Raw genomic sequence first — 18455 nt, forward strand, 5'->3', positions numbered from 1 at the left:
AAAATGAATAATAGTGAGTAACTTGTTCAGTTTTGGAGAAAGGTATGGAGTTCAGTCAATTGCGCATCTTCCAGGCCGTGGCGGAAGAGGGCTCCATCACCCGCGCGGCTGAGCGCCTGCATCGCGTGCCCTCGAATCTGTCGACACGGCTCAAGCAAATGGAGGAGCAACTGGGCGTCGAGTTGTTCGTGCGCGAACGCCAGCGGTTGCAGCTTTCTCCCGCAGGCAAAGTGTTGCTGGACTACAGCACCCGACTGCTGGCGCTGCATGATGAAGCCCACGGCGCGGTGCAAGGAGGGCAGCCGGCGGGCGATTTTGTGTTGGGCAGCATGTACAGCACGGCCGCAGTGCATTTGCCCAAACTGTTGGCGCGCTATCACAAGGCGTATCCGATGGTGAACCTCCAGGTGCAATCGGCACCCAGCGGCGAGTTGCTAGAGGGCTTGATCACCGGGCGTCTGGATGCGGCCTTTGTGGATGGCCCGATAACGATCGCGACGCTGGACGGCGTGCCGCTGTGCGAAGAGCGCCTGGTGATCATTTGCGAGGCGGATCACCCGCCCGTGCGTGGCCCCCAGGATGTCGCCGGCCGTTCGGTGTTCACCTTCCGACGCAGTTGCGCCTACCGTGCGCGCCTGGAAACCTGGTTTTCCCACGAGCGTGTGGCCATGGGGCGTGCCATCGAGATCGAGTCTTACCAAGGCATGCTCGCCTGCGTGATCGCCGGTTCCGGCGTGGCGTTGATGTCCGAATCAATGCTCGACAGCCTGCCAGGCAAGGACAGTGTGTCCGTTCATCCGTTGACCGGGCCTTTTGCCACTGCTACTACCTGGTTAATGTGGCGCAAGGGCATGCTCGGCGCTAACCTCAATGCATGGATCGATCTGCAACAAGAGGGCAAGGCCGATTTCCTGCAAGACGCGCGCGCGATTGCTTGAACGATCCGTCAGGATTCAGATCAATCCTGTAATAGTTCGTTGTGGTTTCGTTCAAGCATTACGTAAGACTTAGAGCTACTATCACTGTAGGAAAAGGCGACAGAACTCCCGCCTAGCCGCATTACCCTCAAAGGGGGCAACCATGAAAGAGAAAATTCAAAACTGGCTCCACGACCTCGGCGTTGCGCTGGGCCTGATTGAACCGCCACTGCAGCCGATACCGATTCGCACGGATGACGAGCAGCGTCGTCCGCGTCGCCGCTAAGCTCAGGTAGCAACAGCTTTTAGAATGTGGGAGCGGGCTTGCCCGCGATAGCGGTGTATCAGTCGATAAAAAGTTGACTGACACACCACTATCGCGGGCAAGCCCGCTCCCACAGTCGTTTTGTGCAAGGCAAAAAAACGGGCGCGACATCCGACGTCGCGCCCGCTGAAGAAACCGCTTTAAATCCTGTTACCTGTCAAATGGCCCGAGCTACCGAAGCCTCTGGCCGACGTGACAACAAGCTCACCAATACAAAACTCACCAGCCCAACCGCCAGGCTGTAGTAGATCGGCGTATTCGCGTCCAAGCCGTCTTTGAACATAAACACCAGCGCCGTCACAAAGCCCAATGTCATGGATGCAATGGCGCCGGAGGTGGTGGCGCGCTTCCAGAAAATTGCGCCCATCAGCGGGATCAGCATGCCGCCCACCAGCAGGTTGTAGGCCAGGGTCAGGGCGCTGATCACGTCGTTGACCACCAGCGCGATACCCAGCACGGCGATACCGGTCAGCATCGTAAACAGACGGTTGATGCTCAGGCTCGACTGCTTGCCGCCACGCAGGCGTGGCAGCAGGTCTTCGGTCAGTACGGTGGAAGCGGCGAGCAAGCCGGCGCTGGCGGTGGACATCATCGCGGCCAGTGCGGCGGCGATCACCAGGCCACGGATGCCGTCTGGCAGCGAGGCTTTGACGATGGCGGCGAAGGCGTTGTTGACGTTGTCCAGGTTCGGCAGCAGCACATGCGCGGCCATGCCGATCAGGGCACAGGCCAGGCCGTAGAGGATGCAGTAGAAACCGGCGAACGTGCCTGCGTACTGGGCGACTTTTTCGTCACGGGCGGTGAATACGCGTTGCCAGATGTCCTGGCCGATCAGGATGCCGAAGAAGTAGATCATGAAGTAGGTGATGATCGTGTCCCAGCCGATTTCGGTGAAGCTGAAATTCGACGCTGGCAGCTTGGCCACCAGTTGATCCCAGCCGCCGACGCGGTACAGGCAGATCGGCAGCAGAATAAACATCAGGCCGACAGTCTTGATCACGAACTGCACGATATCGGTAAGGGTCAGCGACCACATGCCGCCGATGGTCGAATACACCACCACCACGCCACCGCCGAGCAGCACCGACACCCAGAACGGCAGGCCGAACAGCACTTGCAGCACGGTGCCGATGGCCAGGATCGAGGTCACGCCGATCATCAGCGCGTAGGCCAGCATGATCACCGCACTCGCTTGGCGGGCCATCGGGTTGTAACGTTTTTCCAGCACCTGGGTGACGGTGAAGATCTTCAACTTGAGCAGCGGCTTGGCCAGGAACAGGTTCAGCGCAATGATCCCTGCGCCCAGTGCGGCGCACAGCCAGAAGCCGGAAATGCCATGCACATAACCCAGGCGCACGGTGCCGACGGTGGATGCACCGCCCAATACCGTGGCGGCCATGGTGCCCATGTACAGCGACGGGCCCAGGTTACGACCGGCCACCAGGTAGTCTTCGTGGGTCTTGGCACGGCGCATGCCGTAATAGCCGAGCACGAGCATGCCGGCGGCGTAGATGAGTACGACGAATAAATCCAAAGCCATGACGGCGGTTCTCCGTTTATTTTTTTAGGCTATTGAGAGGTGTTCTGCAGGAAGGGAGCCTGCTCTGGCGAGGGCGCTTGCTGTGGCGAGGGAGCTTGTTGTGGTGAGGGAGCTTGCTGTGGCGAGGGAGCTTGCTCCCGTTCGACAGCGAAGCTGGAGCCGGCTTTTTGGGCGCAGCTCCGCACCCCAGCGGGAGCAAGCACCCCAGCGGGAGCAAGCTCCCTCGCCAAAACGGCCGGGCCATAGACCTCGGCCGGCTCCGGGAACGCACGAAGCAAGGTCAGGTACACCACCGACGCCAGCCCCAGCGTCACCGGCAGGCTGATATCGATGCCATCGGCCAGGTTGCCCAGCGGCCCGACAAACTGCCCCGGCAGGTTGACGAAGCACAAGCCCACCAGTGCGCTCGGGACCCAGGCGCCCAGGCCGCGCCAGTTCCAGCCGTGGCTGAACCAGTAGCGCCCGCCGGTCTCACCGCGAGTGAACACCTGCAAGTCATCCGGGCAGTAGAAGCCGCGGCGCACGATCAGGCCGATGATCATCATCACCATCCACGGCGTGGTGCAGGTGATGATCAGCACGGCGAAGGTCGACACGCTCTGCACCAGGTTGGCGGCGAAACGTCCGATAAAGATGAAGGCAATCGACATCACCCCGATCAGCAACGTGGCCTTGACCCGCGACAGCAAGCGCGGGAACACGCTGGACATGTCCAGCCCGGTGCCATACAGCGAGGTGGTGCCGGTGGACATGCCGCCGATCACCGCGATCAGGCACACCGGCAGGAAGAACCAACTCGGTGATACGGCCAGCAAACCGCCGACATAGTTGTTGGCCGCGATATAGTCCGGCGCCTTGATCGCCACGATGGTCGCGGTGGCGAGGCCGAACAGGAACGGAATCAAGGTGGCGATCTGCGCCAGCACGACCGCCAGCATGATGCGCATTTTCGGCGTCTCACGCGGGATGTAGCGCGACCAGTCACCCAGGAACGCGCCGAAGGAAATCGGGTTGCTCATGGCCACCAGCGCCGAGCCGATGAAGGCAGCCCAGAAACCAGCCTGGCCCATGGCGACGGTGCCGGCGAAGTGGCTGTCGAACGCCGGTGCGAACGCGAAGATGCCCAGCAGAAACAGCAGGCTCGCCGCCCACACCGCAATGCGGTTGACCCACAGCATGAAGCGAAAGCCGTAGATGCACACGGTCAGCACCAGCAAGGCAAACAGGCCGTAGGCCAAGCCCAGCGTCAGGTCGGTTTCCGGCAGGCCAATCAGGCGTTTCGCACCACCGACCAGCGCATCACCCGAACTCCACACCGACAGTGAGAAGAAGGCAATCGCCGTCAGCAGCGATAGAAACGAGCCGACAATCCGCCCATGCACACCAAAGTGCGCACCGGAAGACACGGCGTTGTTGGTGCCATTGATCGGCCCGAACAAGCCCATGGGCGCCAGGATCAGCGCGCCCACCAACACGCCCAGCACAATCGCCCAGACCCCAGCCTGGAACGACAAACCGAACAGCACCGGAAACGAGCCCAGCACGGCGGTGGCAAAGGTATTGGCACCGCCGAAGATCAGGCGAAACAGATCCTTGGGCCTGGCGGTACGTTCGTGGTCCGGGATCTGTTCGACCCCGTTGGTTTCTATCTTGCGAATACTGTTTTCGTTGTTTTTATTATTCATGATCAGCTCCGATCACATTGGCTAAGGGGGCGGCAGCCCTTCCGGCATAGCGGACAAATGTTCGTGACAGGCCAGCCACAGGCCTTGTTGTTTTAGGTGAGACGCTTGCCGTTTGAAGACAATGGTCTCGCGCTCCTGGCTAAAAAATTGCTCCCCGTTCATGCGCAGCTCGGTGGCCACGTCATGAATAAAAATCGCCGCGTCACCCTGCAGGCTGACAACGGCATTGCTTGAGCTGCAGGACAGCACTTCAAACCCCTCGTCCGCGCGCCAGCTGTCCCACAACGCCTGGTAGGCATCGCGACTGAGCAGAGGCTGGGGCAGGGTGTAAAACACGAAGCTGGCATCGGCCGTGAACGCGCCAAAGTAAGCCTCGCGGTCATTAGCGGCGAAGGCCGCCACCAGGTCGGCGGCGGCTTTCAGCACCTCTTGGGCGCTCATCAGCGGTGCGCCACGCCGGGCAGTACGCAGAGCATCTCGTACAGCAGGTTGGCGCCGAGCAGCGAGGTGTTGCCGGTGGTGTCGTAAGGCGGCGAAACTTCTACCAGATCACAACCAACCAGGTCGAGGCCCTGGCAACCACGGATGATCTCGATCGCCTGAATAGTGGTCAGCCCGCCGATTTCCGGTGTGCCGGTGCCGGGCGCCCAGGCGGGGTCGATGCCGTCGATATCAAAGCTCAGGTACACCGGGCCGCCACCGACTTTTTCGCGCACTTCGGCCATCAAGGGGGCGAGGGAGTGGTGCCAGCATTCTTCGGCCTGGACCACGCGAAACCCCTGTTTGCGGCTCCAGTTGAAGTCTTCGGCAGTGTAGCCCTGGGCACGCAGGCCGATTTGTACAACACGATCGCAATCGAGCAGGCCTTCTTCCACGGCGCGGCGGAAGGTGGTGCCGTGGGCGATTTTTTCGCCGAACATATGGTCGTTGACGTCAGCGTGGGCATCGATATGCACCAGCCCGACCTTGCCGTGCTTTTTGTGGATAGCACGCAGGATCGGCAGGGTGATGGTGTGGTCACCGCCCAATGTCATCGGGATCACGTCGTGCTCAAGGATCTCGTCGTAGGCTTCTTCGATGATGCGCACGGCGTCGAGCAGGTTGAAGGTGTTGATCGCCACATCGCCAATGTCCGCAACCGACAGCGAGTCGAACGGTGCGGCGCCGGTGGCCATGTTGTAAGGGCGGATCATCACTGATTCAGCGCGGATTTCACGCGGCCCGAAGCGGGTGCCGGCGCGCAGCGAAGTGCCGATATCCAGAGGCACGCCGATAAAGGCAGCGTCCAGGCCTTTGGCGGTTTGCAGGTGGGGAAGTCGCATCATGGTGGCGATGCCGGCGAAGCGCGGCATTTCGTTGCCGCCCAGTGGTTGGTGGAAAATCTTGTCCACGGGAGTGCCTCATCGTTGTTTTGTTTATTAGGGGCCGATTCTGCGAAAAGCCCGTGGCGGGAAGAATCGGCAGAGGCAAATACTTAGTTCAGATTTTTCTAAACTAATGCTTGAGTTAAACTCGGCCCAAATGTGGGAGCTGGCTTGCCTGCGATGGCGGCGTTGAATTCACTGTTGCGATCGCAGGCAAGCCAGCTCCCACAGGATTTTTGTGTTCCGCGGAGAACAAATGGCCAACGCCTTGCCCGACCTGAAACTCCTGCGCATCTTCGTCAGCGTCGTGCGCCACCAGGGTTTTGCCAATGCCCAGCACGAACTCAACCTGTCGACGTCAGCCATCAGCACCTACATGAGCCAACTCGAATCGGCCTTGGGCCTGGTGCTGTGCCATCGCGGCCGGGGTGGATTCAGCCTGACCAGCAAAGGCGAGCTGTTCCATCAGGAAACCTTGCGTCTCTTAGGTGAACTCGAAGGCTTCGAGCAATACGCCGCCGCCCTCAAAGGCGAGCTGCGCGGCACCCTCAAGCTTGGCGTGCTGGACTCCACCGTCAGCGACAAGGCTTTGCCGTTCGCCGAAGTGATCGGCGCCTACAGCCTTGAACACCCGGCCGTACACCTGCATCTGTCGGTGATGAGCCCTTACGAGCTGCAACTGGGCGTGCAGGACAATCGCCTGGACCTGGCCATCGGCGCGTTCTCCAACCGCATGAGCGGGCTGATCTACATGCCGCTGTATCGCGAACAGCACTGGCTGTATTGCAGCACGCGCCACCCGCTGTTCAACGAGCGGCGTATCCCCGAACAAGTGATCACCCAGCAACGCATGGTCGGCCGTGGCTATTGGAGCCAGGCCGAACTGGCGCGGCATGGTTTCAAACACAGTGCGGCCACCGTGGAAAGTATGGAAGCCCAGTTGATCCTGGTACTGTCCGGCGCCTATATCGGCTACCTGCCCGAGCACTACGCCCAGGCATGGGCCGACAAGGGTGACTTGCGCGTTTTGTTGCCGGCAACCTTCGGCTACCAGGCGCCGTTTTCCATGATCATGCGCCGTGGCCGCAGTCGCGAACCGCTGATCCAGACTTTCCGCGATCTGCTCAAAGCGCAGCTCAACCAGGCCTGATAAACCATGTCCAGACCCCAATGCCCTCGCTGCCTCAGGCCCGTTACCCACTGTCTGTGCGCGCTGATCCCCAGCCTCGACAGCCGCACCCGCATCTTGCTGTTGCAGCACCCGAGTGAGGTCAATCACGCGCTCAATACCGCGCGCTTGGCGGCACTGGGCTTGAACAATGCGCAGTTGGTGGTGGGCGAGGTGTTTGACGACCTGGCCACGCTGTTGAGCCCGCCGGGTTATCAGGCACGCCTGCTGTTCCCGGCGGACGATGCTGAGCCGTTGCAAACCTATACGCCGAGCGATCAACCGCTGTTGCTGGTGGTGCCCGATGGCACTTGGCGCAAGGCGCGCAAGCTGCTGCACCTCAACCCGCTGTTGGCGGCTTTGCCGCGCGCGGCCCTGGCGGGCGAGCGCGTGTCGCGTTATCGGTTACGCAAGGCACCCGGCCCGGGCGCTTTGTCGACGGTGGAAGCAATCGTGCAAGCGTTGCAGGTACTCGAAGCCCCGGATTCATTTGACGCGTTGCTCAAGCCTTTCGATGCGTTGATCGAAGGCCAGATTGCCGCCATGGGCGAGGCGGTCTACCAGCGTAATCACGTAGAGGTTACATAGCTACTGCCTGGCGTAAGCGCCGCTGATTAGGCTCGTCATTTATCACACCCTTTGAGGGAAAAATGACAGAGCCTGAAGAGACACTCCCACTTCGACCCATGGATACGTTGTCTGCGTATATCCAGGAACAACAAGCCCAAGGGCCGTTGATGACTGGCGCAGAGTGGTCCATGACACGCGTCTTGTTACCTTTGCGCAAGACACTTGAGCGCTTTTTCGGCAGCCTTGATGAGCAAGAGCAGCAAGACTACATACGTTTGCAAAAGGCCTACGTCAGCGCACAAACCACATTCGAAGCGGCTATCAAGCAACTCGGCGCGGACCTTGAAACCACCTTGTTGGCGAGCCTGACTGCAAGGCTGAAAGCACTGGCCGGCAAAGAGGTTGATCCCAAGGTTGCGCGTATCCATACCCGCTATGTGAAACCGGCTGATACATCGACGCCAAACAACCCAACCCTGCGAGTTCCACGCGCGATAGATGACCGCGTGGACAGCGAGGGCCTGTCCAGCGTCACCCTGTGGGAGGCCGCCTGCATGAACTACAGCGGTTTGTCGGGGTGGGGCTTTCCGGGGCATGTCAGCCTGAAGGAGGCCAGCTATCTGGATTCGAATGTCGGAATCAGCGCGGCGGATTTCATCGAGCTGGTGCGCGAACTCAATCTTGGCACCCAATTGCGCACGCGCCTGGACAGCGCGCTGCAGAACTCCACGCTATTGGGGGCGCAGGTGTTGGCGCTGGCAACTGCAGAACTTGAATTCGCGTTGATAGAGGCCTTGAGGACCACCGACCGGAGCCGGGTTGATCGGGAAAAATACCACGCTGTGGTGGGTGCGTTTTCAGGCGAGTCGCCTTGGGATGTCACTCAAGAAGTGAAACTGTTCATTCCCTATGGCCCGAACAATATCAATGGGACCGAACGCTATGGCCTGCTTGGCGTATACACGGACCTGCCAAGAGGTGACTACCTGAGCATTCCTTATGTGATTTTCTCGGTCAAAGGATGCAAAGGCGCGTTCAGCTATTTCCCCGACCGGCCTGGCGGTGCCCTCAAGCACTACGACAAGTTTTCGGAGGCTGCCGACGAATTTTATGTCGGCTTCAAGGCGTTTTATGCGCGAAAGGAAATGGGGTGGTTGTATCAGTCCATGTCGCTGTCAGACTACGCGCGCTTGAACGCCAGGCCGGCGAAAGAAAGCAGGCCGGAGGAGCTCAATGCATTTGCGCAGTTCTTATACCGGTTGTGCGGGCGTGCAAGCAGGCTTACCCAGGTCAACCACATCGGCTACAAGCGCGATAGCGTTTACAACGCGCCGACAGTCAGCCTCTATCGTTTTTACATCGAGCGTTGCCGAGCCAACCTCAAGGTATTGGCGCATGAAACGCCGGGCGCCATGGCCACCTTGCTTGAGTTTTCCCAGACGCTGTTCGGTGAAATCATCAACCTGCTGTTGATCCCGGCGCCAGGGCCTTTGAAAGGCCTGGGGCGGTTGAGAGCGTTCGCCATGTTCGCTTCAATGGGGCAAACAGTTTTTCAGGGGCTGCAGAAGGATGAACGTGGAGACTTGGTGCAAGTGGCGATGGATATTGCTGACTTGCTCAGTAGCAGGTTCTTGCACACACGGTTGGCCCCGACGGTCAGGCGCCGACACCAAGCGCTGTACGACCGGCTGACCCAGCAAAGCAAACCGATGACGGCCGATGAGCGCAAGAGCCAGACTGACGGCCAACTGGTGGAAAAAATGATGGGCGCTACTGACGTACCCACGCAAACGTTGGAGCGGATCGTCAACCTCAGCAAGAGCTCGCGAGCCGACCTGGAGCACGTCTGGGATGGAGCACCGCCCTCGGCCTCGCTGGTCGAGGCGGTGCATCGGTTTAACGTTGACAAGTTGATCGACTGGGCAGCCGAGGGGGCCGACGCTAACCGTCCTGAGGCGGTCGGTGCCGTTGATATTCTCGCACCGTTACTCACCCGGCATAAGGATTGGCCGAAGAACACATCCTTGAGCCTTCTTAACCCGCAAGGCGTGGAAGTGCGGCGCTATAGCAAACGTGCGGACCACAAGACCACGGCAGTGGTTACGGTCACCGTGTTGGAAGACGGCTTGTTCGCTTATTCAATGCCGCGCCGGATCAGTGTTCATTTGCCTCAGGCTATCGTCGACTTGCTACCCGATGTTTTTTTATCGGGCAGGTCGACGTTGGTCGAACAACTCGCTGACCAAGCCGCTGCGTTGCGTATTGATCTGTTTGAGGCGCTCACGGCGTATGGTAATACCAGTCGCTCCATGGCCACGGGCGCACCCGCGTCAGTGCTTCGATTACTGCCTGACAGCGTTGCCAGCGATACCTCGCCGCACCCCGTGGTTGAGCAGTTACACACATTGCACCCCGGATTGAACCGGGCGCGGTTGCTGGAAGTACTACGCCGACATCCGTTGTCGGAACATCAGCAGACACAACTCCTGCAATCGCAACTGCAACCCGAAGCGCTTTACACCGCGCTGCGCTCTGCCCGTCAGATGGCGCGCGCAGATGTCATCGTTGACGGCGTACTCCATCCTCGGCGCTTTAGTCAGAAAGCTCAGAATTGGGCCACGGAGTTTGCCGCCTGCGCACTGCGCGACCTGACCGGCCAGGTACTGATCATCAGCCCTGAATCGCAAGCGGTACCTTATGTTTCGCGAGGTCCGCTGGACAAAACCATTGTGGTGATCGATCACGGGCGCGGACAGTTCTCAGTGTTTGACACTCAAAGCCACAAACCAAGGTCGACCGAAACCCATGATTTATACCAAACGGTCGTGAGTCAGATCTCTGAATACGACCTGCTACGGTTGGGGTGGGACGCGCAGGACGCCGCCTCTCAGTTCCGTCACACAGTCGCCCGAACCCTGTTCGACAACCGTACGCCCGATGGCAGGTTTTATCCGTCACGCCGTGAGATCGGGCGATACGTCAGCGTTGTCGAGACGTCAAATATTGTGCCCACGCCTGACGCGCTAGGCCTCTACAGCCTGGGCACCGATCACTACCTGTTTATCGAGGGAGAGTATTACAAGGTCGTCCAGGAGCAAGGGCTTGAGCCCTGGCGTATTCAACACCCGTCCCTGAAGCAGGCTTATGCACCGGTGTTGACCCACAATGGTGTCGGCGCCTGGCGCCACGAATGGGAAAACCCGCTGACCTGGGAGGGGCAGAAACCGTTTCAGCGTCTCGGGCCTTGGGTGCGTGAATTAACGCCGGATGCCATTGTGCAGATCCAGCAGATCAGCGGGGTGACGCCGGCTATCCTGCGCCGGGTGCATGTGCGTAACGAACGCCCCCCTGCCATCCTGCGTGAGACGGTTGAGCGTTTCACGATTCATCAGCGGGTCAAATCGGGTGTGGAAGTCGGGCGGGACTTTTACGATGAGCTGCTCGGTGAAGTCGGGGCTGAGGCTGCCGACGCATTGGTCGGGACGACGGGGGCGACTCGTACCGATCAACTCACGGTGCTTGAGACAAAGTTGAACATCGACAAGCCACAGATGGAGCGGCTGTTTTTCAAGGCCCTGTGTCATAAGAGCGAGCCATCGTCCGACCCTTTGGCTCGGGTGCTGCAGCGTGATTTTCCCAGCTTGACCGCAGTCATCGCCGAGGACCTGGTGAGCCAGGCTACACCTGCCGAACGCAGCAGCCTGGAGTCTGCTCGTGTGCCTTTGACGCTGACACCGATGGTACGTTGGTGGCTGCATTATTTGCGCAAAGTGAGGGCTTTGGAGGGCGTGCATCTGCCCGCTGCGGGCAATCAAGACAGTGCTAAATTGATCTTGCATACCGTGTCGGGCATCGAGGGATGGCCGAAGAATCTACGCGTGCAGGTGTCGGAAAGAGGGCGCCTGATTGACAGCATTGGCCCCGCTGACGCGCCACTCAAGCGCGTGCTGGAGGTCATGGACGGTCAATATCAGGCGTACGTCCCTCAAAGTAATGGCGAGCGTCAACCGATCGGCAGCGTCGGTGGGTTTCTGTCGGTGCTGCTCGGTGCACTGCCGGTTACTGAACGCCAGGCGTTAGGCTATACCCATGCATCCGGCGTTGAAGAGCTGACGCAAAATATTGCGCTGCGTCTGGACATCACGCAGTTGGGTATTGAAAAACTACTTGGCATAGAGCCGCTCCCCTGGTTCAACCCGCCACGACGATTGAGTGACGGACGCATTGGGTATCCGCTGAGCGGCGACGGTGGGGCAGGTGATGTAAACCCCGGACAATTGGCGTCGTTACGGAAATTGTATCCGACCAAAACCGATGCGCAGGCCAGTGAGATTCTGCGCAACGAAGGTGATCTCTTCGAGGATCGGCAGGACTTGATCAATGGCCTTTTCAGCGAGCGAGATACCTTGAATGCTAGGCTTGAACGGTGGTGCTTGCTGGCGAACCCTGTGAAGCTCAAGACATGCCTTGAAGCCTCCGAGCGAATTCGACGATGTTGGAGTAAGCAGGACTCTAATCGTGGAGTGCCCAGTGAGCTCAACCTTGACGACCTGGCGCTGGATGATCTCCCTCAGCTTGAAGCGAGCTTCTTTCATGTCGAGTTGCTGAGCTTCAGGAACAATCAATTACAAACGTTACCCTCAGGTTTTCTATGGCGTTTTCCGTTTGTTCGCGTTCTTTCTGTTGAAAACAATCTTTTGGTTCATTTACCAGAAGGGTTGACAGAGTTTAAACACCTAAGGCGGCTGAATTTGTCGAACAATCGCATTCGGCCGAATTTGCAGGATGAATTGCTGTTGACGTCCTTGAAGCGCCTGACCAGCCTGGATCTCTCCTTTAATCCTCTCGGGCAAGGTAGACAGCTGGACTTAGATAAACTGAAGGCGCTGAAAGTGCTCAGGCTCAGAAGCACACGTATCAAGCTGTTGCCCAAGGGGGCGGTGACCCGGCAGGCGCTTCGAGTGTTTGATTTGCGCGATAACTTAATCAATACACTGACCGAAACACAGCTGGGCACGGAGCTCAACGTGCATATTGCGATGGATCTGCAGGGTAACGAGCTTTCTGGGGCCACATTGGACCTACTGCGCGAATACCGCCAAAGGCCGGGTTTCCAGAATGTTCATAGCGGCGTGCTGGATGGCAGTCTTTCGCTTTTAGTTTCCGTTGACCCCTGGTTGGCGTTGATTGCGGCAGACCAACGTGTAAGCCAGCGGGCACTTTGGGATCTGATGGCCGCACAGCAAACCGCAGAGAACTTTTTCGGATTGTTGGGGCTATTGGCTTCTTATCCGCCGTTGTTCTCTGCAACGTATCGGGGGGTGCGCGAGGACATTACCGGTAGAGTCTGGCGATTGATTGACAGCGCAACCCATGACACACAGATCCAACGGGTCTTGTGTGAAGATCCATTCAGGTACCTGCAAGGGCAATCGGATGGCTGGTTGTTGTGTCTTAATGATCTGGAGCTTTCTGTGTTGCCATTGCAAATGCTGGCGCCTGGCAGTCAAGCCTCGGCTGCGGACTTTTTGAACTGCTACCGAGCACGTCGCCGGATCGAGTCTATTGAATATTGGGTTCGGCTTGATTATCCATTGCACTCAAGTGCCGAACAAAGTACCTACCTGCTCACATGCCGGATTGCCTTGGCGAAGGCGTTGGATCTGCCTATGCCGCTCACGACGAGCCTGTCTCCATCCTCCCTGAACATCGACCCCCAGTCGTTAAATACATACCGCAATCGTGTTATCAGAGAGGAGACCGAAATCAACTGGCCTGAGCGGCTCAAGGAAGAGGAACATTGGGTGGCGTTTTTGAGGCGCGAATACCCCTCGGAGTTCGACTCGGCTCTCAGTCAATTCAGCCAGGACCTCGAGCAGGCGCTTGATCGCTCCCAGCGTGGCGAAATGAGCGAAAACGCATACATCATCGAGAGTGCCAGGATTGGTGAGGCAATGGTCACGGCACAGGCGAACCTCGTTCGCCAATTGACTGAGCAGGCGTGGACGGGGTTTGCCAGTAGCACGTAATGACGTTTATATCTTAGTGGAATAAGAACCACACTTTGCGTGATATGGCCCGCCGGCCTTTCCCGGTATGATGTTCGCCCCCGCAGTCTGGATTGCGAATACGCCATGACCTTGCAGTACCCTACAATCGCCGATTGCGTCGGCAACACGCCCCTGGTCCGCTTGCAACGCATGGCGGGTGAAACCAGCAATACCTTGCTGCTCAAGCTCGAAGGCAACAACCCGGCCGGTTCCGTCAAGGACCGCCCGGCGTTGTCGATGATCACCCGCGCCGAGCTGCGTGGGCAGATCAAGCCGGGCGACACCCTGATCGAAGCCACCTCGGGTAACACCGGCATCGCCCTGGCCATGGCTGCGGCGATCAAGGGTTACAAGATGGTCTTGATCATGCCCGACAACGGCAGTGCCGAGCGCAAGGCGGCGATGACCGCCTATGGTGCCCAACTCATCCTGGTCACCCAGGAAGAAGGCATGGAAGGCGCGCGTGACCTCGCCGAGCGCATGGCTGCCGAAGGCCGTGGCGTGGTGCTCGACCAGTTCGCCAACGGCGATAACCCCGAGGCACATTACACCAGCACCGGCCCGGAAATCTGGCGCCAGACCCAAGGCAGCATCACCCATTTCGTCAGCTCGATGGGCACCACCGGCACCATCATGGGTAACTCTCGCTACCTCAAGGAGCAGAACCCGGCGATCCAGATCGTCGGCCTGCAACCGATGGAAGGCGCGGCCATTCCCGGTATCCGTCGTTGGCCTGAAGAGTACCTGCCCAAGATCTACAACGCGACGCGCGTGGACCGCATCATCGACATGGCCCAACGTGAAGCCGAAGACACCACCCGCCGTCTGGCGCGTGAAGAAGGCATCTTCTGTGGCGTGTCCTCCGGTGGCGCTGTGGCCGGTATGTTGCGTCTGTCTAAAGAAGTTGAAAACGCGGTGATCGTCGCGATCATCTGTGACCGAGGCGACCGCTACTTGTCGACCGGCATCTTCGACGAACCCAACTGATGGCCAAGCACGAGAGAGGCCTGCGCTTTCAGCCGACGGGCGGCAGCCGCGCCCCGCAGATTCCGGTGGGCAAGAAGCAACGCCTGACCATCGAGCGCCTGGCTAACGATGGCCGCGGCATTGTGTTCTTTGAAGGTCGCACCTGGTTCGTCAATGGCGCGCTGGCCGGCGAAGAAGTCGAAGCGCGGGTGTTGGGCGCCCACGGCAAAATCGTCGAGGCGCGTACCGAGCGTGTGTTCAAGGCCAGCGAGCTGCGTCGCCCGGCACCGTGCGCGCACTTCGGCCGCTGTGGCGGTTGCAGCGTGCAGCACCTGCCCCATGACGAACAACTTGCCCTGAAACAGCGCATGCTGGCCGAGCAACTGACCCGTGTGGCCGGTGTCGAACCGCAAGAGTGGGCGGTACCGTTGAGCGGGCCGGAGTTCGGCTACCGTCGCCGCGCCCGTGTGGCGGTGCGCTGGGATGCCAAGGCCAAACAGCTTGAGGTGGGTTTTCGCGCCGTGGCCAGCCAGGATATCGTCGCTATCGATGATTGCCCGGTGCTGGTACAAGCCTTGCAACCGATCATGCAGCGTTTGCCGAACATGCTGCGCCGCCTGAGCAAACCACAGGCGTTGGGGCATGTGGAGTTGTTCAGTGGTTCGTCGATTGCCGTGTTGCTGCGGCACATGGCGCCGCTGTCCGAAGCGGACCTGCAGGTATTGAAAGAATTTTGCACCTTCCATGACGCCCAATTGTGGCTGCATGGCGAGGGCCAGCCGGAGCCGGTAGAGCCGGGTCAGGCGCTTGGTTTTAGACTGGCGGCGTGGGATCTGGAGCTGGCTTACCGTCCGGGAGATTTTGTCCAGGTCAACGCCGGAGTCAACGATGCGATGGTCGCCCAGGCCCTGGAGTGGTTGGCGCCAAAGGCCGAAGAACGGGTGCTGGACCTGTTTTGCGGGCTGGGCAACTTTGCCCTGCCACTGGCCAAACAGGTGCGCGAAGTGGTGGCGGTAGAGGGCGTGCAAGCCATGGTCGAGCGGGCGGCGCAGAACGCCGTCAGCAACAATTTGCATAATGTGCAGTTTTTTCAGGCCGATCTGTCCCAGCCTTTGACCGACGCGGAGTGGGCCAAACAGGGCTTTTCTGCGGTACTCTTGGACCCACCCCGTGACGGTGCCCTGGAGGTTGTGCGCAAGCTCGCCACCCTGGGGGCCAAGCGCTTGGTGTATGTGTCCTGCAACCCGGCCACGCTGGCGCGGGACACGGTTGAGTTGGTCAAGCAAGGCTACCGGCTAAAACGTGCCGGGATCCTCGACATGTTTCCGCAAACAGCGCATGTCGAGGCCATGGCGTTATTTGAAGCGGGCTAGGATGCCCGTTTAATCCGACTGGCCTGTCGTCTCCTGGGCCGTGACCTGTCAGGGAGTGTTACCTAGCCTAATGGTTGCACCGCTAGGGTTACGCAGCAGGTCAGCGATGATTTTTGGCGCATCCAAGGTGCGTCGTAGGGAAGGTAAGCAAGATGGTACAGGTGAGAGCACACCAGCCGATCAACACCGACGGCAGTATCAATCTCGAGGCATGGCTGGATCATGCCGTCAGTGTCGACCCGGCACTGGACCGTGAAGCCTTGAAAGCAGCCTGCGAGTTCGCTCGTGAGTCTGAACAGCAAGACAATGCGGCCAAGAACCTGTGGGCCGAAGGCACTTCAAGCTTTCGCACCGGGTTGGAAATCGCCGAGATCCTCGCCGATCTCAAGCTGGACCAGGATTCGCTGATCGCCGCCGTGCTTTATCGTGGCGTGCGTGAAGGGCATATCCCGTTGCCGACGGTCAGCCAGCGTTTCGGCGCGGTGGTGGCCAAGCTGATCGACGGCGTGCTGCGCATGGCCGCCATCAGCGCCAGCCTCAGCCCGCGTCAGTCCATGGTGCTGGGCACCCAGGGCCAGGTCGAAAACCTGCGCAAAATGCTGGTGGCCATGGTCGACGACGTGCGCGTCGCGCTGATCAAGCTGGCCGAACGTACCTGCGCGATCCGTGCGGTCAAGACCGCCGACGACGAAAAGCGCAACCGCGTGGCCCGCGAGGTGTTCGACATCTACGCGCCGCTGGCGCACCGCCTGGGCATCGGCCATATCAAGTGGGAGCTGGAGGATTTGTCCTTCCGCTACCTCGAACCCGATCAATACAAACAAATTGCCACGCTGTTGCACGAGCGGCGGCTTGACCGTGAGCGCTTTATCACCGACGTGATGGGCCAGCTGCGTTCCGAGTTGCAGGCCACCGGCGTCGACGCCGACATCAGCGGCCGCGCCAAGCACATCTATTCCATCTGGCGCAAAATGCAGCGCAAGGGCCTGGCCTTCAGCCAGATCTACGACGTGCGCGCCGTGCGCGTACTGGTGCCGGAAATGCGCGACTGCTACACCGCGCTGGGCATCGTGCACACTTTGTGGCGGCACATCCCCAAGGAATTCGACGACTACATCGCCAACCCCAAGGAAAACGGCTATCGCTCGCTGCACACCGCCGTGATCGGCCCTGAGGGCAAGGTGCTGGAAGTGCAGATCCGCACCCACGCCATGCACGAAGAGGCCGAGCTTGGAGTTTGTGCGCACTGGCGCTACAAGGGCACCGACGTCAAGGCCGGGTCCAACCAGTACGAAGAGAAGATCTCCTGGCTGCGCCAAGTGCTGGAATGGCACGAAGAACTGGGCGATATCGGCGGCCTGGCCGAGCAACTGCGGGTGGATATCGAGCCCGACCGGGTCTATATCTTCACCCCCGACGGCCACGCCATCGACCTGCCCAAGGGCGCCACGCCTTTGGACTTCGCCTACCGCGTGCACACCGAAATCGGCCACAACTGCCGGGGCGCCAAGATCAACGGGCGCATCGTGCCGCTCAACTACAGCCTGCAAACCGGTGAACAGGTCGAGATCATCACCAGCAAGCACGGCACGCCGAGCCGCGACTGGCTGAACCCGAACCTGGGCTACATCACCACGTCGCGGGCGCGGGCGAAGATCGTTCACTGGTTCAAGTTGCAGGCACGCGACCAGAACGTCGCGGCCGGCAAGACCTTGCTTGAACGCGAATTGGCGCGCCTGGGCCTGCCACAGGTGGACTTCGACAAATTGGCCGAAAAAGCCAACATGAAGATCGCCGAAGACATGTTCGCAGCCCTCGGTGCTGGTGACTTGCGCCTGGCGCAATTGGTCAATCTGGCCCAGCAACTGGTCGAGCCGGAGCGCGGCAGCGAGCAGTTGGAACTGATTCCGCGCAAAGCCACCGGCTACAAGCCTGGCAAGCGCGGTGATATCCAGATCCAGGGCGTGGGCAACCTGATGACGCAAATGGCCGGCTGCTGCCAGCCATTGCCGGGCGATGCCATCGTCGGCTACATCACCCAGGGGCGTGGCGTGAGCATTCACCGCCAGGATTGCGCCTCGGTGCTGCAACTGGGCGGGCGCGAGCCCGAGCGCATCATCCAGGTCAGTTGGGGCCCGGTGCCGGTGCTCACCTACCCGGTGGACATCATCATCCGTGCCTACGACCGTTCCGGTTTGCTGCGTGACGTGTCGCAAGTGCTGCTCAACGAGCGCATCAACGTGCTGGCGGTCAACACCCGCTCGAACAAAGAGGACAACACCGCGTTGATGTCCCTGACCATCGAGATCCCGGGGCTGGACGCGTTGGGGCGGTTGCTGGGGCGGATTTCCCAGTTGCCGAACATCATCGAGACGCGGCGTAATCGCACACCTTGATGCGGTCTGAAAATATCTGTGGGCTGCTTTCTGTGGGAGCCGGGCTTGCCCGCGATGCAGGCGACTCGGTCTGTCTGATAGACCGAGTCGAGGCTATCGCA

12 protein-coding genes are annotated in these 18455 nt (G+C 59.8%); 8 read left to right on the forward strand and 4 right to left on the reverse strand.

Annotation, left to right across the window (positions count from 1 at the left end):
* The first annotated feature begins 44 nt into the window (after nt 1–44).
* Together ptrR and ACQY47_RS23195 are read left to right on the forward strand one after the other, a co-directional pair.
* Complete coding sequence (gene ptrR, locus ACQY47_RS23190; protein WP_017134861.1) at nt 45–938, forward strand: putrescine utilization regulator PtrR; 894 nt, start codon at nt 45–47, stop codon at nt 936–938.
* A gap of 142 nt (nt 939–1080) precedes the next feature.
* Nucleotides 1081–1203, forward strand: coding sequence for a PA1414 family protein (locus tag ACQY47_RS23195; protein ID WP_017134862.1), 123 nt, complete (start codon nt 1081–1083; stop codon nt 1201–1203).
* Between the two features lie 196 nt (nt 1204–1399).
* On the opposite strand, the gene ACQY47_RS23200 is transcribed toward ACQY47_RS23195, so the two are convergent.
* The 4 genes from ACQY47_RS23200 to speB are packed head-to-tail and all read right to left on the reverse strand — an operon-like array spanning nt 1400 to nt 5858.
* A complete protein-coding gene (locus ACQY47_RS23200; protein WP_017134863.1) occupies nt 1400–2782 on the reverse strand; it encodes a sodium:solute symporter in 1383 nt (460 codons plus the stop codon).
* A 29-nt stretch (nt 2783–2811) separates the two neighbouring features.
* On the reverse strand, nt 2812–4467 hold the full coding sequence (locus ACQY47_RS23205) for a cytosine permease (RefSeq protein ID WP_428552250.1): 1656 nt from the start codon (nt 4465–4467) through the stop codon (nt 2812–2814).
* A 21-nt stretch (nt 4468–4488) separates the two neighbouring features.
* The gene (locus ACQY47_RS23210; protein WP_170039182.1) at nt 4489–4908 is read right to left on the reverse strand and encodes a YybH family protein; all 420 of its coding nucleotides are present in this window, start codon (nt 4906–4908) and stop codon (nt 4489–4491) included.
* The gene (gene speB / locus ACQY47_RS23215; protein ID WP_017134866.1) at nt 4908–5858 is read right to left on the reverse strand and encodes an agmatinase; all 951 of its coding nucleotides are present in this window, start codon (nt 5856–5858) and stop codon (nt 4908–4910) included. The genes ACQY47_RS23210 and speB overlap by 1 nt, the downstream gene beginning before the upstream one ends.
* Nucleotides 5859–6087: 229 nt before the next feature.
* Here speB and ACQY47_RS23220 point away from each other — a divergent pair, with 229 nt between their 5' ends.
* The 6 genes from ACQY47_RS23220 (at nt 6088) to relA (ending at nt 18354) form a co-directional block, all read left to right on the forward strand.
* Nucleotides 6088–6981: a LysR family transcriptional regulator gene (locus tag ACQY47_RS23220; protein ID WP_017134867.1), complete on the forward strand. Its 894-nt coding sequence runs from the start codon at nt 6088–6090 to the stop codon at nt 6979–6981.
* Between the two features lie 6 nt (nt 6982–6987).
* Nucleotides 6988–7587: a tRNA-uridine aminocarboxypropyltransferase gene (locus ACQY47_RS23225; protein ID WP_428552255.1), complete on the forward strand. Its 600-nt coding sequence runs from the start codon at nt 6988–6990 to the stop codon at nt 7585–7587.
* 170 nt (nt 7588–7757) lie between these two features.
* Nucleotides 7758–13598 (forward strand): NEL-type E3 ubiquitin ligase domain-containing protein, encoded by a 5841-nt coding sequence (locus ACQY47_RS23230; protein WP_428552258.1) that lies wholly within the window; start codon nt 7758–7760, stop codon nt 13596–13598.
* A gap of 105 nt (nt 13599–13703) precedes the next feature.
* Nucleotides 13704–14606, forward strand: coding sequence for a cysteine synthase CysM (gene cysM, locus ACQY47_RS23235; RefSeq protein ID WP_017134870.1), 903 nt, complete (start codon nt 13704–13706; stop codon nt 14604–14606).
* Complete coding sequence (gene rlmD, locus ACQY47_RS23240) at nt 14606–15958, forward strand: 23S rRNA (uracil(1939)-C(5))-methyltransferase RlmD (RefSeq protein WP_428552262.1); 1353 nt, start codon at nt 14606–14608, stop codon at nt 15956–15958. The genes cysM and rlmD overlap by 1 nt, the downstream gene beginning before the upstream one ends.
* Nucleotides 15959–16110: 152 nt before the next feature.
* On the forward strand, nt 16111–18354 hold the full coding sequence (gene relA / locus ACQY47_RS23245; RefSeq protein WP_017134872.1) for a GTP diphosphokinase: 2244 nt from the start codon (nt 16111–16113) through the stop codon (nt 18352–18354).
* Nucleotides 18355–18455: the final 101 nt, after the last annotated feature.

It is taken from the genome of Pseudomonas edaphica (assembly GCF_965277385.1).
Classification (GTDB): Bacteria; Pseudomonadota; Gammaproteobacteria; order Pseudomonadales; family Pseudomonadaceae; genus Aquipseudomonas; species Aquipseudomonas edaphica.